At 29.6% G+C, this 21,557-nt stretch carries 19 protein-coding genes; 10 read left to right on the top strand and 9 right to left on the bottom strand.

What is annotated here, in order from left to right; genetic code table 11:
* Positions 1–1,184: Omp28-related outer membrane protein (locus AACZ53_RS03050; RefSeq protein WP_339834626.1), on the bottom strand; the 1,184-nt coding region annotated here is incomplete at its 3' end.
* A 95-nt stretch (positions 1,185–1,279) separates the two neighbouring features.
* Here AACZ53_RS03050 and AACZ53_RS03045 point away from each other — a divergent pair.
* Both AACZ53_RS03045 and AACZ53_RS03040 read left to right on the top strand, forming a co-directional pair.
* The gene (locus AACZ53_RS03045) at positions 1,280–1,756 is read left to right on the top strand and encodes a TlpA disulfide reductase family protein (protein WP_339834623.1); all 477 of its coding nucleotides are present in this window, start codon (positions 1,280–1,282) and stop codon (positions 1,754–1,756) included.
* On the top strand, positions 1,756–3,441 hold the full coding sequence (locus tag AACZ53_RS03040; protein WP_339834620.1) for a DUF6029 family protein: 1,686 nt from the start codon (positions 1,756–1,758) through the stop codon (positions 3,439–3,441). The genes AACZ53_RS03045 and AACZ53_RS03040 overlap by 1 nt, the downstream gene beginning before the upstream one ends.
* Positions 3,442–3,495: 54 nt before the next feature.
* Here the strand turns inward: AACZ53_RS03040 and AACZ53_RS03035 are convergent, their stop codons facing one another.
* The 4 genes from AACZ53_RS03035 to AACZ53_RS03020 all read right to left on the bottom strand — a co-directional run bounded on the left by AACZ53_RS03035 (position 3,496) and on the right by AACZ53_RS03020 (position 12,389).
* Positions 3,496–6,894, bottom strand: a complete 3,399-nt coding sequence (locus AACZ53_RS03035) for a T9SS type B sorting domain-containing protein (protein ID WP_339834616.1) — start codon at positions 6,892–6,894, stop codon at positions 3,496–3,498.
* Positions 6,895–7,030: 136 nt separating this feature from the next.
* Positions 7,031–10,432, bottom strand: a complete 3,402-nt coding sequence (locus AACZ53_RS03030) for a hypothetical protein (protein ID WP_339834613.1) — start codon at positions 10,430–10,432, stop codon at positions 7,031–7,033.
* A 124-nt stretch (positions 10,433–10,556) separates the two neighbouring features.
* On the bottom strand, positions 10,557–11,810 hold the full coding sequence (locus AACZ53_RS03025) for an aspartate kinase (RefSeq protein ID WP_339834611.1): 1,254 nt from the start codon (positions 11,808–11,810) through the stop codon (positions 10,557–10,559).
* Positions 11,811–11,903: 93 nt separating this feature from the next.
* Positions 11,904–12,389 carry a GNAT family N-acetyltransferase gene (locus tag AACZ53_RS03020; RefSeq protein WP_339834609.1) on the bottom strand — a complete coding sequence of 162 codons (486 nt, stop codon included), beginning with the start codon at positions 12,387–12,389 and terminating at the stop codon, positions 11,904–11,906.
* 114 nt (positions 12,390–12,503) lie between these two features.
* Between AACZ53_RS03020 and fbp the strand changes: the two genes are divergently transcribed.
* From fbp to AACZ53_RS02995, 5 genes are all read left to right on the top strand, one after another.
* Complete coding sequence (gene fbp / locus AACZ53_RS03015) at positions 12,504–13,508, top strand: class 1 fructose-bisphosphatase (protein WP_339834606.1); 1,005 nt, start codon at positions 12,504–12,506, stop codon at positions 13,506–13,508.
* 138 nt (positions 13,509–13,646) lie between these two features.
* Positions 13,647–14,009, top strand: a complete 363-nt coding sequence (locus AACZ53_RS03010) for a hypothetical protein (protein ID WP_026716719.1) — start codon at positions 13,647–13,649, stop codon at positions 14,007–14,009.
* 13 nt (positions 14,010–14,022) lie between these two features.
* Positions 14,023–14,835, top strand: a complete 813-nt coding sequence (locus AACZ53_RS03005; RefSeq protein WP_339834602.1) for a cell envelope biogenesis protein OmpA — start codon at positions 14,023–14,025, stop codon at positions 14,833–14,835.
* Entirely contained in the window at positions 14,828–15,313 is a 486-nt protein-coding gene (locus tag AACZ53_RS03000; RefSeq protein WP_339834601.1) for a Rab family GTPase, read from the top strand. Before AACZ53_RS03005 ends, AACZ53_RS03000 begins: the two co-directional genes overlap by 8 nt.
* Positions 15,310–16,830, top strand: coding sequence for a response regulator (locus tag AACZ53_RS02995; protein WP_339834598.1), 1,521 nt, complete (start codon positions 15,310–15,312; stop codon positions 16,828–16,830). Before AACZ53_RS03000 ends, AACZ53_RS02995 begins: the two co-directional genes overlap by 4 nt.
* A gap of 33 nt (positions 16,831–16,863) precedes the next feature.
* Here AACZ53_RS02995 and AACZ53_RS02990 read toward each other — a convergent pair whose 3' ends face one another.
* Entirely contained in the window at positions 16,864–17,295 is a 432-nt protein-coding gene (locus AACZ53_RS02990; RefSeq protein ID WP_026716715.1) for a TerB family tellurite resistance protein, read from the bottom strand.
* 128 nt (positions 17,296–17,423) lie between these two features.
* On the opposite strand from AACZ53_RS02990, the gene AACZ53_RS02985 reads away from it, so the two are divergent.
* The 3 genes from AACZ53_RS02985 to AACZ53_RS02975 are packed head-to-tail and all read left to right on the top strand — an operon-like array spanning position 17,424 to position 20,029.
* Positions 17,424–18,020 (top strand): HupE/UreJ family protein, encoded by a 597-nt coding sequence (locus AACZ53_RS02985; protein WP_339834595.1) that lies wholly within the window; start codon positions 17,424–17,426, stop codon positions 18,018–18,020.
* Position 18,021: 1 nt separating this feature from the next.
* Positions 18,022–18,450, top strand: coding sequence for a dCMP deaminase family protein (locus AACZ53_RS02980; RefSeq protein ID WP_026716713.1), 429 nt, complete (start codon positions 18,022–18,024; stop codon positions 18,448–18,450).
* Positions 18,451–18,454: 4 nt separating this feature from the next.
* Positions 18,455–20,029 carry a S41 family peptidase gene (locus AACZ53_RS02975; RefSeq protein ID WP_339834592.1) on the top strand — a complete coding sequence of 525 codons (1,575 nt, stop codon included), beginning with the start codon at positions 18,455–18,457 and terminating at the stop codon, positions 20,027–20,029.
* On the opposite strand, the gene AACZ53_RS02970 is transcribed toward AACZ53_RS02975, so the two are convergent.
* From AACZ53_RS02970 to AACZ53_RS02960, 3 genes are read right to left on the bottom strand one after another with little or no spacing between them, the layout of a single operon-like run.
* Entirely contained in the window at positions 20,030–20,638 is a 609-nt protein-coding gene (locus AACZ53_RS02970) for an FAD-dependent oxidoreductase (protein WP_339834590.1), read from the bottom strand.
* 18 nt (positions 20,639–20,656) lie between these two features.
* A complete protein-coding gene (locus AACZ53_RS02965; RefSeq protein WP_026716710.1) occupies positions 20,657–20,857 on the bottom strand; it encodes a hypothetical protein in 201 nt (66 codons plus the stop codon).
* A gap of 12 nt (positions 20,858–20,869) precedes the next feature.
* Positions 20,870–21,442 carry a MarC family protein gene (locus AACZ53_RS02960; protein ID WP_339834585.1) on the bottom strand — a complete coding sequence of 191 codons (573 nt, stop codon included), beginning with the start codon at positions 21,440–21,442 and terminating at the stop codon, positions 20,870–20,872.
* Between the last annotated feature and the right edge of the window lie 115 nt (positions 21,443–21,557).

The raw sequence follows: 21,557 nt of genomic DNA, 5'->3' as shown, positions 1-21,557 counted from the left end.
ACAAAAGCAACAATAGAAACATTACTAGAATTTGTTATATTACTTGGCAATTGTACGGAGAAGTTTTTAGTATAAGTATCTCCAGAATTAGTACTTCCAGTAATAGCATCACCCATAACATTTGTTAACACAGCACGTAATACATGATTATGTACAAAATTAGGTAAAGTACTTCCACCACCATAATAGGAAGTATAATTTGTTTGAGGATAAACTAATCCACTTTCAAGGACATATACAACAAGTTTAGTATTAGTAAAGTTAAAGCCAAACTTAACATTTACATCAATGTTTAATGTGCTTCCAGTTAATGATGGGCTCATAGCCAAACCTAATCTTGGGTTTGCTCCAGTAGTAAGAGCAACGACTTGAGATACATTTTCAGGTTCAGGGTAAGACCATTCAGTAGTTCTGTTTAAGTGTGCAGTTGGATAAGCACTAACATTATACGGAGTGGTATTTACGATATAAGGATCACTTCCGCTTTTATGAAGAGCCACAACTACAGCATCATTTGTCTGAGTATTTACTTGTTCGATTCCATAAGAAACTCTAGGACACCATCCACACCATGTTCCTGTAAAATCCTCAATTAAAACTCTTTTGTTAAAGTTTATAACAGATACAACTTCAATTTGAATTGTATTTGAAGTAAAAGTCTCATTACTTGCGTTAGTGTAAGTTGAATATACATCAACCGTTCCAGCAGTTGGCATTACAATATTAAATCCAGTTTGTGCAACCCCATCAAAATAAACTGTAGATTGAGGAGACACATTAGCACCATTGTTACCCATTGATGTAAAAATAACATTCTCGCCAGTACCAACAGTAGATTTGTTAGAAGTTAATGCAATAGATGAAATAGGAATTGGACTTGGTATTACGGTAATAGTAATAATATTGCTTGTTACTCCATCATATTCAGCCACGATTGAAAATGTACCTTCAATTGATGAAGAAAAAGAATTTCCAGAAATAGCTACTCCATTAACCTTAAAAGTAGAACTACTACTTACATCATTACCATCACTAGTAGTAACAGTTAAAACTGTAGCCTCATTTACATATCTTGTGGTGAAATCACTTGATAAGTTAATTGTAATCGAACCGCTATCGTTAGAGCTGCAAGAAAATAGGAAACCTACAGACAAGAATAGCATTAAAAATTTTAAAAATTTCATATTATTAAGTATTAGTTGTTTATTACTACAAATAAATAATTTTTTTTTGAAATAATTGGTTTTTTTTTGTTTAATTGCACAAAAATTTAAACATTATGAAATTTTACTCTCTTTTCTTTCTATTATTTATCAATTCTGTTGTTGCACAAAGCAAATTGCCAAACTTGTCAATTTCTAAACTCAACAATGAAAAAATTAACCTTAATGAAACTTACAACGAAACGGATAAAATTTATGTTTTTTCTTTTTGGGCAACATGGTGCGCACCTTGTATAGAAGAACTTAATGCTTTAAATGAAGTTTATGATGCATGGAAAAAAGAATTAAGCTTAGAAATAATTGCAGTTTCTACTGATGATTCTAGAACTCAAAAAAGAGTTAAACCATTACTAAATGGAAAAGGATGGAGTTTTGATGTTTTATTAGACACAAACCAAGATTTAAAAAGAGCTTTGGGTATAATAAATATTCCTTATACAATTGTTGTGAAAAACGGTGAAATTGTACATATCCAAAACGGATTTACTCCAGGAGCAGAAGATGAATTACACACAAAACTATTAGAACTATAATGAAGAAAACAATTTTATCCTTACTGATATTAAGTGGATTATCAATTTCAGCACAAGAAAAAAAGACAGGCCTATTATATGGTAGTTTTGAATCTAATTCTCAGTGGTATCTTAATGACAAAATAAATGATAGAGAAATTAAACATCCAGAAGATCCTTTTCGTTCAAACAATTACCTTCAATTAAATTATAATTATAGCAAATGGACAGCTGGAGTACAACTCGAATCCTATGCTCCAAATGCACTTTTAAATTATAATCCAAAATATGATGAAACTAATCTTGGGATTTATTTTTTAAATTATAAGGCTGATAAAATAGATGTAACTGCAGGACATTTTTATGAACAATTTGGAAGTGGTTTGATCTTAAGAACATGGGAAGACAGAGCACTAGGAATAAATAATGCTTTAAGAGGTGGGCGAATTAAATATAACCCAACGGATTATCTTTCTTTAACAGGTTTATACGGAAGACAAAGAACAGGTTTCGATGTAGCAAATAGTGATATTTTCGGTTTCAATACCGAACTTAATATTAGCAGTATTCTAAAGCTTGAAGTTTCAGATTTAGCGTTAGGACTTAGTTATGTTGGAAGAGATGAAAAAACCTCAATAAATAAACCAAAATTCGAAAGTTTAACTAATGCTTTTTCTGGAAGAGTGAATTTTTCTCATAATTCTTTCTATGTATCTACTGAATATGCCTATAAATCGGAAGATGCTATGATTGTTAACAATAAAATCGATAATAATTTTATTAAACCTGGAAATGCCTTGTTAATTAATTTTGGGTATTCTCAAAAGAACCTTGGAATAGATGCAACTCTAAGAAGAATGGTAAACATGAGTTTCTATTCTGAAAGAGAACCTGATTTATATATTGAAAATGGAGGATCAACAAGTTATAATTTTAATGATAAAATAGTAAATTATTTACCAGCTTTAACAAAGCAACATCATTTCAATTTGGCAAATATTTATGTTTATCAAGTACAAAAGATTGATATTCCTGATCCGGCAATTGCAAAAATTGGAGAAATAGGTGGGCAGTTTGATGTTTTTTATAATTTTGAAAAAGGTACTGACATAGGTGGTAAATATGGTACAAAAGTTACAGTAAATGTTGCTAATTGGTATAATTTGGATGGAGATTATAATTATTTTCCTCCAAGTTATGATGTCAAAATTTTAGCATCTGGCAAAAAATATTTTTCAGATTATAATATTGAAATCACAAAAAAAATTAATGATAAATTACAAGGAAATTTTATTTATGTAAATCAATATGTAAACCAAAAGTATTTACAAGGAGGATCGTTAGTTAAAACAAACATTGTAGCTGCGGATGCAACTTATAAGTTAAACAAAACACAATCTATAAGACTTCAAGGTGAACATATGTGGGCAGATGCTGATAAAAAAAATTGGGCAGGTGCAACATTAGAATACTATGTTAATCAAAAGCTTTCATTTTATGTTTGGGATATGTATAATTATGGGAACGATAAAGTTGGAGAAGGCAAAGTGCATTATTATAACCTTGGGGGAAGTTATAGAAAAGGAGCTTCGCGCGTTGCTTTAAATTATGGAAGACAAAGAGGCGGTTTAGTATGTGTAGGTGGAGTTTGTAGATTTGTGCCTGAAAGTAAAGGAGTTTCAATATCTTTGAGTACTTCTTTTTAAATAAAAATAATAATGTAAATAAAAAAAAGGATAGTTTTTAACTATCCTTTTTTTTTATCTTTTTAAAGTGAAATGAGATTTGAATTCTTGTCTATTTCCGTTTTCTGTATATTCTATCTTAAACCAATAATCAGTTGAAGGTAGTGGTTGACCATTAAAAGTTCCATCCCAACCATTTCCATTAGGATTAATTTCTTTTAAAAATTTTCCATATCTATCAAAAATGAATATTTTACCTTGATAAGATTGTAACAAACCATTAATATTCCAATATTCATTAAAACCATCACCATTTGGTGTGAAATAAGGAGGATAAGTAACAGTTTGAATAGCTTGTGAAAATTGCACACCACATTGCTTGATGTCTCTAACTAAAACAGTATAATTACCATTAGTTAATCCACCAAAAATAGGACTTGGTTGCCAATTAATTCCATTATCAATGCTATATTCATAAATACCATAACCACCAACAGGAAGCGCTTCAATTGTCGCTGTTCCTGGTGAAAATAAAGGTGTGATTAAAACAGCGCTAACACTTATAGGTTCAGATGAAAAGGTTGCCTCTACGCTATCCATATTTTTACATTGAGTGTCAATATTTGTAACTTCAACACTATAAATTCCAGATTGTGTAACTGTGTAAATTGCCGATTGATCTCCAGATGAATTTGTTGTTGGGTTTGCAGGTGTCCAACTATAGCTATAATTTCCAGCAGTTATAGGTGTTGCATTAATAGTTTGTGAGCCAGCACCAGTAATTGCATCTAAACAAACAACAAAGTCTAAACCTAATTCTACATTAGGAACTGGGTCAACAATTAGTTCTACATATTGACCTAAACCAAAACATTCATTATTAATAGCACTATCGATTCTAACCCACACTAATTGATTGTTACCAATTATATTTCTATAATTATTTAAATTAGTGATTGGATTTAATCCAGCTGTTGCATCAGCTTCATTTTCATAATAAGATACTTGTAGGTTTTGATTTGGAGGAAATTGAGCTAAAATACTAGTTGTAGCTCCATTTAAGTTAAAATAATCAAACCCATCATTAGAAGTATCGTTTATATCTATGTATTCATCACATTCGTTTAAAACTATATTTGTAATAGGAGTTGTTGTTGAAACTAATAAATTTACTCTCACAATTCTATAACAATTATTGTCATTTTCAACTTTTGCCCAAACTACACCATTATTAGATGAAGTATAACTTGTTTCATTTGTTATAGGCAATGTATTATTTTGTGCATTTAATTGACTCGTAAAATAAGTAAAATTCAAAGATGTATCATTTGAAATTAAAGGGCTTGCATACGTTAAATTAAAATCAGTAATTGCATCTGTGTCCGTATCACATTGTTTCAAATTCACATTATTTGTAACAACAGGTAAAGGATTGACGATTAAATTAAACGATGTTGTTGAATAACAATTTGTTGTATTGTTTGTAAGTCGAACATATACTAATTGTGTATTTGAATAGTAATTATTTTGAGGATTAACATTATTATCTGCCTCATTTTGATTGATATGATAAGTAACTGTTATTCCAGATTGACCATTTAAAATTTCAGCGCTTTTTGTGGTTAAATTAAAAATTACAAAACCATTTGTATCACTTCCGTCTACATTGTTATCACAAATTTCATAAGTTGTAATAGCTATAATTGCTGGAGAAACATTTTTAGTTATGGTTATTGTTGATGAAATATCATCACAAATACCATTTCCAGCAATTGTATAAGTATAAACACCACCTGCATCTATACTTGGGTTATAAACACCAGTTCCACTTGCCATTACTGGAGACCAAGTTCCACCCGTAGTTACGTTAGTACCTAATAAAGTAAATAAATCAACATTCGGGTCTGAAGTACAAGCAGCAATTGCATTATTTGCTCCTGCATTAGGAGCCTGTTGAATAGCTACTGTAATATCAACACTAATATTTGCACAAGTCGCAGTATAAGAATAATTATAAGTTCCTGGTAAATCAACATTTGGATCAAAAAAATCTGTTCCACTTGCTAAAGCTGGTGTCCATACACCACCAGTTTCAGGATTTCCATCAATTGCTTCTAAAAGATCGGTTGTGCCGCTAGAACATATAGTTACATTAGTATCTCTTGGTTCACTACCAAATCCTGAATAATAACCACCATATCCCGCAGCCCCACTAGCTCCAAAAACACCCACTGCTAAAGGACCTGTAGATTCTACCACAACGTTTCCAGTATAACCAGGAATTCTATATGTAACCCAATCTGTAGTGCCTAAAACAGCTTCAGGAGTAGTTGTGGTTGGGTTTCCATTTACAGTTATAGTTGAATTTGCATAAGTAAGCGCAATAATATCACTAGTGTATTGAGTATTTCCAATGGTATTTATACTTGGAATTAAATCTACACTTTTTTGAAAGAAACAGCTCAAAGGAGGAATAAAATTCATACCAGTGGTCGCTGAATAATTTGCACCCGCTAGTACTTGATAGAGGTATATTGGATTACTGCTAGTAATATACATGTTCTTATGATTCGTTCCTTGATAAAAAGTAGGAGGAACAATTAAATAACCCCCTGTATTTACCGTAGCAAATGGTGTTGCATTTCCATTTATAAAAATTTGCGTATTATCTTGTGTGGCAATTACTATTGGAAATTCTGAATCATTTCCACCATTTCCTCTAACTACTATATATTCAGAACCTACTTGGTCATAAGATACAATTTGATCCAAATTAAAATCTTGTCCATCACTTGACAATAATGTTCCTCCTAAAGCATTACCTGTACTAACAGCAATGGGCTTGTCAGAAGAAATTAGAGCTCCAATAAAACCGTCATAATTAGCGGTATAATCTGTGTAACCAGATAGAACAACTGATTCTCCTTTATTTAAAACAAAATTTTGAGAATCTAGAGTAACATCACCTGAACCAGAAGTAAAAACTACGTTTGTATTATAATCTGAAACATCAACAATAGTGTTATCCTCTGTGGCCATAAAACTTGACACAAAATTCCTAATAGAACCACTTCCTCCTTGAGGAACGCTTCCAACTCTGAAATTTGTACCAATACCTGGAATACCTTTTGCTACCAATACCTCAGCATGATTTCCCGAACGAACTTTAAAAGTAGCATAAAAATCCTTGGTAGCTTCTAAAATTAAGCCTTTATCACTTTTTACAACATTAACATCACTTTGATTTAAAAACATAAGTGACGGCTGTCCATTACCGATATTTATAGTTTGAGGATTCCCTTGAGAAATAGTAAAAGGTGATCCTTGAATTGGAGTGCCGTTTCCACTTTTTACTGAAACGGAAAAAGGAGTAGGATTTGGTGTAGAAAGATAAATGTAATGATCATTAACAACAGATCCATCTCTAGAGTGTAAAGGTGGAAGCCAATGTTTATTACTAAGTTGACCAAACATAAAGTTAGTAAAAATAAAAGCAATTAGTAAACTTAAACGCATCGTAATTTTTTTAAGAAAGTAAATGTAATTAAAAAAAAGAGTATAAATTTAAAAAAACACTGTGTTTAAAGGTTTTTAACATAAATTTAAGCTATTAAAAGAAAGCCCTTAGCTGCACATTTCCAGTATGAATTGTTTTGGATGTTTCACTTTTTCGACCTTGATAATTTACATTTATATCTAAATAAGTAGTTAGATTTTTTTGCAACAACAAACGCCAAGTCTGATTTTTTCCAACTTGTAATCCTTCTAATAATTGAAACCCAACAGCTGATAAAGCATTTCCTTCAAAAGAATTGTTGTAATGTGAAAATTCACCATTAACACTAAAGCCTTTATCACTATTGAAAGTAAATGAAGTTCCAAATCTGTTTTGTTTTAAACTTTCAAAATTTCCAATTTGATTTTCTTTGTTTTGATATTCATAAAAAACATCCCAACTCGCATTTTTTGAAAACAAATAGGAAACCTTTGGGAAGGCTTGAAATCCTTGAATTTGAAAATTTCGACTTGGATAATTTTCAGAAAAAGCTTCACTAAAAACCGTTTTTCCTGATAAAGTAAACAGCCAAGTTTTTTGAATTAAATGTTGATATTGTAATTGATGTGATTTAGCTTTATTTTCAACTGAACCAACTGATAATAAGTTTTTTGAATCATTCGTCAAGAAATTATAAGTGATTGAATTTCGCTGTTTTCCTCTATTGAAAAATAAACTATTTCTAAAACTATTGTTTAATCCAATAAGATTTTCATCTGAATTTGAAAATGGATTCAAATCAAAATTATTGCCATCTCTTACTATTTTCCTATCAATTAAAAACGAACTTTGATTATAAAACAGGGACATAAATTTAAAAAAACCTGTCTTATTTTGCCATTGATTGAAATTAAAAGTCAACGATTGAGAAAACTTATTTTGATGGGTTCGAACAAAAACCTGATTAGGTAAAAAAACGCGAACATATTTGGCTAAATCAACAAAAGGAGCAATTTCAAATTCTTGTAATTCCTGAATTCCATTGTTGTTGTAGTCATTCCATGTGTAAACTCCTTGTCCTGGCTCAACTTCTAAATAAGTGAATTCTTGTTGAGCAATTGTTCCTGATGAGTTTTCATAAATTGTAGATAATTGCATCAATTGATCAAAAAACCTATCGTTATAAATAATTCTTGAGTTTAAAGAAGGTTCATCTTTCTTAGCAACATCTTCATATTTTAAAGTTCGATATTTTACAAAAATACTCAAATTACTTTTTTCTGTTTTTACCAATTGTGAATTCAAATAATACGAATTGGAATGGTTTACACGTTGAATAATTCCGTTTTGTAAACTGTCGTTTTTTCGTTGCAAATAGCCTAATTCTACAAAAACTTTCGTTGAATCACCTCGACCAACAAAAGCTCCATATTCTGCAAATTTTTGACTAAGTGCCGAAAAATCATTGGTTTCAACTAATTTTTCTGAATTATCTTCAAAATTGAAACTTCCTCCAACCCAATTTTTCTTGAAATTGTATTTTGCTTTGGTTTGATTTCGAATGAATTTAGAATTTGAATAACTTCCATCACTTTTCATAGCACTACTCTGATTGAATAGTGTGAAGTTTTTATGGTTGTAATTTCCAAAAAGACTATGTCTTGTTCCAGAGAAATTTTCCGAAAAATCTAATTTCTCCAATTGATATTTAGCAAATCCTTTCTTATTGAAGTTAAAATCCAAACCTGAAATCAATAAACTTTGATTGCCTAAAGGTGTTGTTAAATTCCAATCCCGATTAAATTCTATTGTAAATAGTCGTTCAATGGTTTTAAAATCTTGTTGAATAAATTGAAAATTTGCAAAAGCATCAATTGTGGTTTTTTGAGTCAATAAACGTTGTTTTGCATTTATTTTTCCTGCAATTCCGTTATTGTTGTTGTCATCTAAATTAGAATATAGATTCAAATCATTATTGCTAACACCAATTTCAAAATCAACTTTAGTTTTTTCAGAAGGATTATAACCACCTAAAATAGTTGCAATTTGAATTTTTGTAGGTGCAATTAATCGAACAACAGGTTCGTAATTTCCTTGAGGAATTCCCGCAACAGGTTGAATGTATTCATATATTTTTCCAATAGCTTGGTTGTTGGCTAAAATATAATTTCCAAGATTGCTTCCAACTAAACTAAAACGAACATTGTATAATTCATCATCAGGATTGTTAGAATATTCATAAACCTCAACTCCAGAAATAATGACTTTTTTATACAAAACTTTATTTTCCGAATAGCTATCTAAGTAAGCAGAAGGAGCATTCATCAAAGATAAATTATCACCAACATTTTGCAATACCGCAACTTGATCTTCGGATAAATTTTGTTGCAACGGTTGATTTTTTACATCATTTTCAGAATATAAAAAACCACCAATATTCCATTTTTCTGTTTCATGAGTTGCACCAGCATACGTTATAAATCGTGTATAATTTCTATCAGTATATTGATATTCTACATTGATTCGCATTTCGGAAGTAATTGGAAATAAAGAGGTGAAAATTACTTCACCAGCGTTATAATCGATAATGTAATCGTTATTTTCTCCACGTGTTAATAAAATTCCGTTTACAAAAACGCGTTCTGAACCAGAAATTACTAAAACATAGAGTTCACCATTATTTCCTCGCAATTTATAAGGTCCTTGATTTCCTTCTTGTCCTGTAAAAGTGCTTCGAGCATATTGTCCACGAACTAAAGCTGCAGATGCAAAAATGTCTGTTTTGTTTTCGTCCGAACCAAAAGTAAAATGTGATGAAATTCCCTGTACTTTTTTATTGAAATTTAAAAATGAAGCTTTTCGATTTTCTAAAAATAAATCTCCAGCTCGAATACTCCATTTGTCCGAAAATAATTCAATGAAGATTTGATCAAATTCATCTAGTTTTTGCGAATAACCACCATCTTGCAAAGGAATATTACTGTCTTGAATGGAAGCTCGTAAACTGACTTTATCCGATAATTTTCCTGTAATTTGAAGATCTAAATTTGAATTTACAACCGTGTTTTGATTGTTTCCAATTGTCACTCCTCTTGTAATACTTCCATTTGTATTTAAGCCATCAAAAGGTTTAAAAGTACTTTTATTGGGGTTTTTTATGGTAAAAAGTTGACCAGCTTTATTTGGAACCACTTTGTCTTCATCATAAATGGAATATGTTTTGGTTAAAAACTCAGGAAAAGTTAAGTATTTGACTTCTAAAGTGTCTTTTGAAGTAAAGTTCTCTTTAAAAAATATTTTGCCTGATTTAAAATCAACGTTGTAAACTGAAGAATCAATTTCGATTCCGTTTTTATCTAAAACTTTGAAGAAAGCTTTGTTAATACTGACTTTTTCTAAAGAAATAGTATCTTTTGAAGCAACAAATTTCTTTGATTTATAAGGCGTTTTTGTTTCTTGAGCCAAAATGCCCGAAACAACAAACAAACAAATCCCTAAAAACCACTTCTTGCCCATAAATACTATAACTCACAATTTTCAAAAGTAGTATAATTTTGGGATTTTTGCCACTAAAGAGTTTTGCCATAGGTTCACGGATTCATAGTTAAAGAATAATGTGTGAATTTGCCGTAAAACAAAATTACTCTTTAGTCACAACCTGCAAAGTTCCTCTAGAAATCTGTTTCAACAAAATCGTTTTGTTTTTTTCTACAATTTGTAATGCTTCTTCATCAAAATGTCTAACCGTGTAAAGAGACACATTTTCATTGTATGAAACTTTGAATTTTTTTGACAAACTTGTTTTTAAAGCATCAAAATTTCCATATTTATCTTCAATACAGACCGAAAAACTAATCGCTGAATTTTGAATTAGATTTACTTTAATTTTATGTTCTGAAAATAATGCGAAAATTTCACTCATGTGATCTTCCATCATAAATGAAAAATCCAAAGATGACAATGAAAGCAATAATTGATTTTTTTTAATGATAAAACAAGGAATAAGTGGATCTAAATCTGCTCCTTTTGAAACCGAAGTCCCTGGCAAAAGGGGGTTTATAAATGACTTTACAAACAAAGGAATTTCTTTTCTTTGAAGTGGTTGCAATGTTTTTGGGTGAATTACACTTGCTCCATAAAACGCTAATTCAATTGCTTCACGATATGAAATTTGGTTTAACAGAATTGCATTTTCAAAATACCTTGGATCAGCATTCATTACACCAGGAACATCTTTCCAAATAGTTACACTTTCTGCACCCAAACAATAAGCAAAAATAGCAGCCGTATAATCGGAACCTTCTCTTCCTAAAGTTGTGGTAAAGTTGTTTTCGTCTGAACCTAAAAACCCTTGTGTTATGTTTAAGTTTTTCTTTTTAACTCCTTTGGAAATTAATTTTTGAGTTTGCTCCCAATCAACATTCCCATCTCTATAATTGTTGTCTGTTTTGATAAAATTTCTAACATCAATCCAGCTATTTTTTAAGCCTTGTTCATTGAAATAATGACTCACAATTGTTGTAGAAATCAATTCTCCATAACTAATGACTTGGTCATAAACAAAACTATAGTTTGGCGATTTATTACTGCGTAAAAAATATTCTAAATCAGCTAAATGACTATTAATTGCAAAAAAAACATCATCATCTTCATCATCAAATAAATCCATCAAAATTTGATTGTGATATTTTTTTACTTCTTGCAGTGATGCATTAAATTCGGTTGATTTATCAAAGTAGTTAGTGATTACTAACTCAAGGGCATTAGTCATTTTTCCCATAGCGGAAACTACTATCAAAACATCTTCGTGCCCAACTGTTTTTAAAACATTTAAAACATTTTTTACTCCATCAGCATCTTTTACTGACGCACCACCAAACTTAAAAATTTTCATTCTTCAAATTTTTTATAAATTCCAAAATTTTAAATTCCAAATTCCAATTGGTTTGCTTTAACATTGCAAGTTTTGGATTTTGGAGTTTATTTTTTATTTTTTGCTTTTCAAATTCACTAAAAAATTTGAAATAGCTTTTTCATCCATTTGCACAACATACCAATCTTTTAGAATATTTGCTCCAGATTTTTCATAAAAAGCAATAGCATTTTCATTCCAATCTAAAACGTTCCATTCAATTCTTCTAACGTTATCTTTTTTTCCTTGTTTTATGATTTCGCTATATAGAGCAAATCCAGCACCAGTTCCACGTTGACTTTCTTTAACGACTAAATCTTCTAAATGAATCGTTTTTCCTTTCCAAGTAGAATATCTGTAATAATACAAAGCTACACCAATAATTTTACCATTTTTTTCAGCTACAAATGTATGAAATAAAGGGTTTGATGAGAAACCATCTCTAATTAAATCTTCTTTGGTAACGACAACGGCATCAGGTTCTTTTTCAAAAACAGCTAACTCAATTATCAAATCGAGAACGGCTTGCATATCTTCTTTTGTTCCTTTTCTTATTATCATAATATCAAAATTTAAGCAAAAATAACATTAAGAAAAACATATACCTAAAAATCCTATTTCTTTTCACAAAAAATCCGATATTTGTGCCATTAACACAACTACATCGATTTCGAAATGCAAGAAAAAAATAAAACTTTAGGAGAATACATAATTGAAAATCAAAATGCATTTCAATATTCAACAGGTGAATTATCTAGAATCATTAACTCTATTAGATTAGCGGCTAAAGTTGTTAATTATAAAGTAAATAAAGCCGGTTTAGTTGATATCGTTGGAGCAGCTGGAGAACAAAATATTCAAGGGGAAGACCAACAAAAATTAGACGTTTTTGCCAATGATACATTTATTCAAACGTTAATAAATAGAAACATTGTTTGTGGAATTGCGTCTGAAGAAAATGATGATTTTATTACCGTAAACAGTTTAGATGAAAATAATCAAAACAAATATGTTGTACTAATGGATCCTTTGGATGGTTCTTCAAATATTGATGTAAATGTTTCGGTTGGAACTATTTTTTCAGTTTTTAGAAGAGTAACCCCTGTTGGAACTCCTGTTACAAGTGAAGATTTTCTGCAAAAAGGTGTTAACCAAGTTGCCGCAGGTTATGTTGTTTATGGAACTTCAACTATGCTAGTTTATACAACTGGTCATGGAGTAAATGGTTTTACCTTAAATCCAGCAATTGGAACATTTTATCTTTCACATCCAAACATGCAATTTTCTAAAGATGGAAATATTTATTCTATCAACGAAGGGAATTATGTTCATTTTCCTCAAGGTGTAAAAAATTATTTAAAATATTGTCAAGCTGAAGAAGGTGATAGACCTTATTCTTCAAGATATATTGGAAGTTTGGTTTCTGATTTTCATAGAAATATGATAAAAGGTGGAATTTATATATATCCAACAAGTTCAAAAGCACCAAATGGTAAATTGCGTTTGCTTTACGAATGCAACCCAATGGCTTTCTTGGCAGAACAAGCTGGTGGAAAAGCGTCTGATGGGTACAATAGAATTATGGAAATTGATCCAACAGAACTACATCAAAGAGTTTCTTTTTTCTGTGGAAGTTATAACATGGTTGAAAAGGCAGAAGAATTCATGAAGAATTCTTAATTTTTCTACAAATAACCTGTAAAAACAATATTTAACATCTTAAAGACCGTATATTACAACCATTTTAAGTCAAAGATATTTAATATGTTAATTTTTTTTTACATTTGCAAATCCGAAACAAACGAAAACGTATAGTAAATGTCTAAAAATCAAAACAAAGAAGTTGATGTAAATTCTGCAAACACTAATGAATCAGCTCAACGATTGGAAGCAATTAAGAATCTGATTTTTGGTGAAAATATTCAACAAATTGATGCAGAATTTAATTCGATTAAAAGTCACATTGAAAAAAGGAAAGAAGAAATCGAAGCTTTAATCGAAGATACTCACAAAGAACTTTCTACTACAATTGATAATTTGTCAACAGATTTAAATATTCGTATTACAGAATTAGAAGATAAGGTTAACGAAAAAACAGACGAATTAAATCACAAAAAAGTAGATAGAAATTTATTAGGTTCATTATTAGTTTCTATGGGAGAAAAGATAATGAAAGATTAATTCTTTCTAAAAAATGACCGATTCAGAAAAATTAGTAAAACTTAAACAGCTGCTTCTTAATGAGGACAGGGATTTTGCGTTACAAATTCTTCAAAAATTAGAATCAGTTGAAAAAACATTAAACGAAGAAGAATTACTTTCTGAAAAAATTAATCCCATAATTGATAAAAAAATTGAAACTTTTGCAGATGAAATTCCTTCTAAATTAGGACCAACAATTACAGAAGCATTAAAAATTCAAATTAGAGATTCTCAAGATCAAGTTGTAGAAGCATTATTTCCTATTATTGGAAAAATGATTAAAAAATACATTCAGCAAGAAATGAAAAACTTGTCTGAAAGCATAAATAGCCAAGTTCAAAGTACTTTTTCAATAAAAAAATGGAAGCGTAAATTTAAATCTTTTTTTACAGGAGTTTCAGAAGAAAGTATTATTCTTTCTGAAATGGCCAAACCAAAAATTGATCAAGTTTTTATTATAGAAAAAGGATCAGGTTTATTAATTGCAAATGTTTCAAAAAGTCAAGAAAATATTGATAAAGACATGATTGCTGGAATGCTAACTGCCATTAAAAGTTTTGTTGAAGATGCATTTACAAAAGAAGAGCAAAGCTTAGAATTAATTCAATATGAATTTTATAATATTTATATTCAAAACATGTCTTCTTATTACGTTGCTGCTGTAATTTCAGGATCATTTAATTCTGAATTTAAAGATGATTTAGAAGATAAAATTTTAGATTTTGCTTCAAAACACAAAAAAGAAAAGTTAGTAGAAGACTCAAAAGTCACAAACAAATTAATAGAATCGTTATTTAATGATTAGTTCAAAAAAAGTAGTATTAGTAGGTCATTTTGGTGTAGGTAAAACTTCCATCATTAGACGTTTTGTGGATGATGTTTTTACCGATGATTATAAGGTTACCATTGGTGTTCATATTTTTAAAAAGGAAATAGAAGTTAATGGACAAAAACTAACGTTTGTAATTTGGGATTTAGAAGGAAAAGATGATGTAGAAAAGGTAAGAAAGTCGCATTTAATAGGAACTTCAGGCTTTATGTATGTAATTGACCCTACAAGAAATACAACATATGTTAATATTAAAAGTGAGGTTGATTATTTAAAGTCAAATTATCCATCAGCACAATTATTAACCATTGCAAACAAAGTAGATTTAATAGATAAAAAAGAATTTCAAAAAGAAATAAACTATCCAATAGATTTTTTTACAAGTGCAAAGACAAGTGAAAATGTTGAAGAAATTTTCAATAAATTAGGATTAAATTTTTTAAATAACATATGATTCAAAAAACAATAGATACTTATTTGAATGTAATTGTTCAAAAAATGGAGTTTGACTTTAATGGAAAAATTATAGCTTCAGACGACAATTTATTTCCTGTAAATAAAGCCAAAACGATTTACGATATTCATCCTTTTTTTGAAGTTTTTGATACTATTATTCAAACAAAAGACACGGAAGAAATTTTCAAAATAATATTATTGCAAATAGGTGATATAAATATTATTGCCGATATTATAGTGTATTCTGGTTCGAATAAGCAAAATCCTTTTTTGTTAATTTTTGATAGATCCGATTACTACAAAGAAATTCAAGAAGTAACACAAGATAAAAACGAACTGTTTATTTCTAATTTTCATGAAAATAAAAAAAATATAAAATTAAACGAAGAAAAAAGTTTTAAAAACAAATTTTTAGCTTCCATTAGCCATGACTTAAGAACACCTATTTCTGGAGTTTTAGGTTTGTTAGAATTGTTTAAAAAAGAAAATCTTACTTACGAGCAGAAAGAATTATTATCAACAATTAGTTCTTCCATGTCTCATATGGATAGATTAGTAGGTGATGTTTTTGACTTATCTAAAATAGAGTATGGTGAATTTAATATAGCAAGTGGTTCGTTTGATTTAGATGAATTAATAAAAAACATTGAACGTGTTTATTTAGAAAAATTTATTTTAAAGAATATTGAATTTCAGGTTGTGATTTCTAATAAAGTTCCAAGTAATTTAATTGGTGATTATAATCGAGTTGTACAAATCATAACAAATCTTATAGATAACGCTTATAAATATACCGACGAAGGTAAAGTAGTTTTTGAAATTTCTTTAGATTACAGAAGAGCTAAAAATGTTAGATTAAAATTTAGTATAAAAGACACTGGTATTGGGTTTGAAAAAACAAGCAATAATCAATTCGAAAGCTTCAAGAAATTACACAATCAAGATATTGAAGGTTCTGGTTTAGGATTGTCAATCGTCACTAAATTAATAGAATTAATGAATGGTTCGTTTTCTTTTGATTCAAAATTAAATGAAGGTTCAGCATTTGAAATAACCTTGCCTTTTGAAGCTGAAATTGAGTCTCAAAAATCAAGAAAAGCAATCAAAAAATTTACTAAAATTGATATCAAGAATAAGTTTAACGTACTTATTGTTGATGACAATGAAATTAATCAATTGGTTTTGATGAAATTATTAGTAAATCATGGTGGTTTTTACATGGACATTGCTAATAACGGTGAGCATGCTATAGAAATGGCTAAAAACGAAGAATATGATTTAATTTTTATGGATCTTCATATGCCAAAAATGAATGGTTTTGAAGCTATTGAATATATAATGACCAACGATAACTTTAACAACACAAAGATTGTTGCTTTAAGTGCTTATGATATTAAAAAAGACAAAGAATTAGGCAAAACATTAAAAGTAGATGATTACATTGTTAAACCTTTTTCTGCAGAAGACATCTTTACTTCAATTTACAAAGTATTAAAAATAAAAAAGGAGCAATAAATAATTGCTCCTTTTTTTTATGCTTTATAATTCTTATTTATTCATGTGTTGTATTTCATAAATAAAAGTATCTAAATCTACATTTAACACTAATAATGACAAAGCTTTGTCAACAATATAGGATACATTACTTGGTGTAAAACCTAATGCCAAAGCAAAACGAGTTAAAATTGCTTTTTGTTTTGGACCCAATACATGATCAGCATAAACCATTCTTGACAAGTCGTATAAACGCTCTAGTCTTTGAACATGTAAATGAGGAGGATTAACAGGATATTTAGATGGACTTTCTAAAATCTCATCGTATTCTGCTTGAGAAATTTCTAAACGAATAGCTAATTTATCTAAAAACGCTCTTTCTTCTGTTGTTAATTCACCATCTGATAAAGCTACTCTAACAATTGACGAAAAATGGCCTTTATTTCTGTTTTTGAATTCGTTATCAAATAAATCTGAAAATGACATAGTTTTAATTTTAATTCTGCAAATATACTTTTATTTAGAATTTAAATAAAATTATTTATAAGCTTTTCTTAATCTTTCTAAAAATTTGAAAATAAGTTGTAGTTTTGATATTATTAAACAAATTACAAATGTCAGAATTTTGGTTGTATTTTAAAGTTGGAATCAATCACGTTTTAGATATTAATGCATATGATCACGTTTTGTTTTTAATTGCATTAATGATTCCCTATACTTTTAAAGATTGGAAAAGAGTATTGCTTTTGGTCTCTCTATTTACAATTGGTCACACATTGTCATTGATCTTGTCGGTATATAGCGTGATTTATGTAAATCCAAATGCGATAGAATTTTTAATTCCAATAACAATTATTACTACTGCAATCTATACACTTTTTACAGCAGGAAAAAACACGAAAGGCAACGGAAACTTATCTTTTATGGGTGTAACCACATTGTTTTTTGGAGTAATTCATGGCTTAGGTTTTTCAAATTATTTTAAATCAATTTTGCCAGGTAATGCTTCTGATAAATTAATTCCGTCATTAGAATTTGCAATAGGAATTGAGGCCGCACAACTAATTGCCGTTTTTGCCGTTTTAATCCTAGCTTATATTGTTCAAACTTTCTTTAGATTTTCTAAAAAAGATTGGGCTTTAGTTATGTCAGCTTTTGTAATTGGAGTAGTTTTGCCCATGATAATCGAAAGTGAAATTTGGAATAAATAATATGTCACAAAAAAAAGAGAAATACGATAAAGCTTATTTAAGAATAGCAAAAGAATGGGGTCAATTATCTTATTGCAATCGAAAAAAAGTTGGTGCGATAATTGTTAGAGATAAAATGATTATTTCTGATGGATATAACGGAACACCTTCTGGATTTGAAAATTGTTGCGAAGATGAAGAGAATAATACAAAATGGTATGTGCTTCATGCAGAAGCTAATGCAATTTCAAAAGTAGCGCGTTCAACCCAATCTTGTGAAGGTGCAACTTTATACATAACACTTTCTCCATGTAAAGATTGTAGTAAGCTAATTCATCAATCCGGAATTAAGAGAGTTGTTTATCATCAAGAATACAAAGATTGTTCAGGCTTAGATTTCTTAAGAAAAGCAGGAGTAGAAGTTGATTTAATTGAAGATTTAACGCAATAAAAAAATGAAAGTTAATAAAATATATCTTCCTATAATAATAAGTTTTGCAATTGCTATTGGCGTTTTGTTGGGAAGTTTTATTACTAATTTTTTACCTAATGCTACTTTTTCACGGAATACAAAATCTGAAAAATTAAATAAACTAATAAATCTTATTGATAATGAATATGTAGATGATATTAATACAGATTCTATTGTAGATTTAACCGTAAACGGAATTTTAGAAAATCTTGACCCTCATTCAGTATACATTGCAAAAAACGAAGTAGAAGAAGTAAACCAGAGTATGAAAGGTGATTTTGTAGGAATTGGAATTAATTTCTATTTACACAAAGACACCGTTGTTGTTATAAAACCAATAAAAAATGGCCCTTCTGACAAAGCGGGCATAAAATCGGGCGATAGAATATTATTTGCCGATAAATTTCAATTGTTTAATAAGAAAGTTTCTAACGAAACCTTATTTGCTAAATTAAAAGGAGAAGAAGGTTCTAGCGTTGAATTAACAATATTTCGTAAATCTTCCAATAAGAAATTTAAAGTAAATGTAACTAGAGATATTGTGCCCATAAAAAGTGTAGATATTGCTACATTAATTGATGACAAAACAGGTTATATTAAAGTAAATAGATTTGCTGAAACTACTTTTGATGAATTTCATAAGGCTATTTTAAAATTAAAAAATATTGGTGCAACAGAGTTAATTATTGATTTACGAGATAATGGCGGTGGTTATTTAGAAATAGCTACGGAAATGGTTGATGAATTTCTAAAAGACAAAGAATTAATCGTAAAAACCATCAATAAAAAAGGAACAGAAGAAAAAACATTTGCTACTAAAAAAGGAGATTTTGAAACAGGTAAAGTGACTATTTTAATCAATGAAAACAGTGCTTCTGCTAGTGAAGTTTTAGCTGGAGCAATTCAAGATAACGACAGAGGAACTATTGTGGGAAGACGTTCTTTTGGAAAAGGATTAGTACAAAGAGAAATGCCTTTGGGTGATGGTTCAATGATTCGATTAACAGTGGCAAGATATTACACACCTTCTGGTCGTTCCATTCAAAAACCTTATGAAGATAAAGCGGATGGTTATTTTAATGAATTCGAGAAACGTTTTGTTAGTGGTGAGCTATATGAAGCCGACAGCATTAAAGTAGCTGACAGCTTAAAATTCAAAACTAAAAAAGGAAGAATAGTTTATGGTGGTGGTGGAATTACACCTGATGTTTTTGTGCCTTATGAAGCCAAACACGGTGAAGAAGCAACACTTATGATAATGAAGTCAGGAGTAGTGGATTACTTTGTCTTTGAACAACTAGATAATAACCGAATTTTTTTCAATAAACTTTCAAAAGAAGAGTTGAAGAAAGAAATTGTTGGTAAGGATAAATACCTAAATAGTTTTAAAGAATATGTAGCACAAAGCGGCTATTTATTAAACTTTTCTACTCAAAAAGAAAAAGTAAAAATCTATTTATATGCAGAATTTGTTCGTCAACTTTTTGATGATGATTCTTACTATCAAGTCATCCTTTCGCAAGACGTAATGATTGACAAAGTGATGAAGAAAAAATAATTATTTACCCAAAGCATCATGAACCATAGAATGATTTCCATCATTCCATAAAGTCAAGATATCGGTAGCAACTGCAGCTCCACTTCCAGCAGCAATTGATAGTTGACTTCTATGACCAGCTAAAACGCCAGCTACATAAAGATTTTCTTTAACTAAGTGATCCGTATTTTTAAGTTGAATTCTGTTTTTAATTGCAGGTAATTTTTGATGAGGTTGAATATAATCTTCTAAACCAACTATAGTAAAAGGATTTCCTGCTCCAATTGTCACTATGACTATTTTGGTTTGGTATTCTCTTTTGTTTGTAGTGATTTTAAAAAAATCACCTTTGTCTTCCAAAGAAGTTACTTTTTCACCATCAATTTGTTCAACATGCGGATAAAGTTTTTGCAAATATTCAACACTTTCTTCTAATAATTCAGAGCCTAATTTCCCTGGAGGAATTCCGTAAGCATTATTAAAAACAGCATTTTGCAAAGAAGAAGCTTTTTGATGTATAATGATTCCAATTTTCTTATCGGCAGCAAAAGGTTTGTTCTTTGCGGAACCTAAAACCAAAGCACAGGAAACACCAGAAACACCACCACCAATAATTAATACATCAAACATAATCTAGATTGTTTACTGTTATTTATCCTTAGTTTTTTCTTCAACCATTTTTGATAATCTAAAAATTACCATTAAAAAAATAGCACAAAAACCACAAACAACACCAATTAAGGCAACAGAACTATTTCCCTCAAATGGACTATCAAAATTAACTTTTGAAAAATTAAAAATGATTAAGGCCAATGCCAATACAATTACAACGTAGCTAAATATTTTCATTATATTTTATTTTTAAATAAACAATCCTTTAATGTTGGCTGCAAATAATTTTACAGCTATGGCTAACAAAATTACGCCAAATATTTTTCTTATAATTCCTATTCCGTTTACACCTAATAAACGTTCAATTTTCCCAGAAGACTTTAAAACACCATAAACTACTATAACATTAATAAGAATGGCAATGATAATGTTTATTTTATCATAAGCAGCACGTAATGATAATATTGTCGTCATTGTTCCTGCACCTGCAATTAACGGAAAAGCAATAGGCACAATTGAAGCAGTTGACGGGTTGTCTTCCTTATATAAATTTATACCAAGAATCATTTCTAAAGCCAAAAAAAACAATACAAACGAACCTGCAACAGCAAAAGAATTAGCATCAATTCCAATAAGTTTTAGAATTTCTTCTCCAACAAACAGAAAGGCAATCATAATAATAGCTGCAACAATAGTAGCTTTTTCAGATTGAATATGACCAATTTTGCTTCGCAAACCGACAATGATAGGAATGCTTCCTATAATATCAATTACAGCAAAAAGAATCATGCTTATAGTAAATATTTCTTTCCAATTAATCATTTGTGTCAAATTTGGTGCAAATATAATAATAATGCATCAAGCTAAGTTTGAATTTAACGATAGATTATCACTCAAAAGAATAAAATAGCTTGAAAGATGTAAATCTTTCCATAAA

The sequence above is a fragment of the uncultured Flavobacterium sp. genome (assembly GCF_963975005.1).
Classification (GTDB): domain Bacteria; phylum Bacteroidota; class Bacteroidia; order Flavobacteriales; family Flavobacteriaceae; genus Flavobacterium.
The sequence above is the reverse complement of the archived record's forward strand: the minus strand, read 5'-3'. Positions and strand labels throughout refer to the sequence as shown.

Coding starts and splice junctions, on each gene's coding strand:
- AACZ53_RS03045 (WP_339834623.1), top strand. CDS start 1,280: ATGAAATTTTACTCTCTTTTCTTTCTATTATTTATCAATTCTGTTGTT.
- AACZ53_RS03040 (WP_339834620.1), top strand. CDS start 1,756: ATGAAGAAAACAATTTTATCCTTACTGATATTAAGTGGATTATCAATT.
- AACZ53_RS03035 (WP_339834616.1), bottom strand. CDS start 6,894: ATGTTTGGTCAACTTAGTAATAAACATTGGCTTCCACCTTTACACTCT.
- AACZ53_RS03030 (WP_339834613.1), bottom strand. CDS start 10,432: ATGGGCAAGAAGTGGTTTTTAGGGATTTGTTTGTTTGTTGTTTCGGGC.
- AACZ53_RS03025 (WP_339834611.1), bottom strand. CDS start 11,810: ATGAAAATTTTTAAGTTTGGTGGTGCGTCAGTAAAAGATGCTGATGGA.
- AACZ53_RS03020 (WP_339834609.1), bottom strand. CDS start 12,389: ATGATAATAAGAAAAGGAACAAAAGAAGATATGCAAGCCGTTCTCGAT.
- fbp (WP_339834606.1), top strand. CDS start 12,504: ATGCAAGAAAAAAATAAAACTTTAGGAGAATACATAATTGAAAATCAA.
- AACZ53_RS03010 (WP_026716719.1), top strand. CDS start 13,647: ATGTCTAAAAATCAAAACAAAGAAGTTGATGTAAATTCTGCAAACACT.
- AACZ53_RS03005 (WP_339834602.1), top strand. CDS start 14,023: ATGACCGATTCAGAAAAATTAGTAAAACTTAAACAGCTGCTTCTTAAT.
- AACZ53_RS03000 (WP_339834601.1), top strand. CDS start 14,828: ATGATTAGTTCAAAAAAAGTAGTATTAGTAGGTCATTTTGGTGTAGGT.
- AACZ53_RS02995 (WP_339834598.1), top strand. CDS start 15,310: ATGATTCAAAAAACAATAGATACTTATTTGAATGTAATTGTTCAAAAA.
- AACZ53_RS02990 (WP_026716715.1), bottom strand. CDS start 17,295: ATGTCATTTTCAGATTTATTTGATAACGAATTCAAAAACAGAAATAAA.
- AACZ53_RS02985 (WP_339834595.1), top strand. CDS start 17,424: ATGTCAGAATTTTGGTTGTATTTTAAAGTTGGAATCAATCACGTTTTA.
- AACZ53_RS02980 (WP_026716713.1), top strand. CDS start 18,022: ATGTCACAAAAAAAAGAGAAATACGATAAAGCTTATTTAAGAATAGCA.
- AACZ53_RS02975 (WP_339834592.1), top strand. CDS start 18,455: ATGAAAGTTAATAAAATATATCTTCCTATAATAATAAGTTTTGCAATT.
- AACZ53_RS02970 (WP_339834590.1), bottom strand. CDS start 20,638: ATGTTTGATGTATTAATTATTGGTGGTGGTGTTTCTGGTGTTTCCTGT.
- AACZ53_RS02965 (WP_026716710.1), bottom strand. CDS start 20,857: ATGAAAATATTTAGCTACGTTGTAATTGTATTGGCATTGGCCTTAATC.
- AACZ53_RS02960 (WP_339834585.1), bottom strand. CDS start 21,442: ATGATTAATTGGAAAGAAATATTTACTATAAGCATGATTCTTTTTGCT.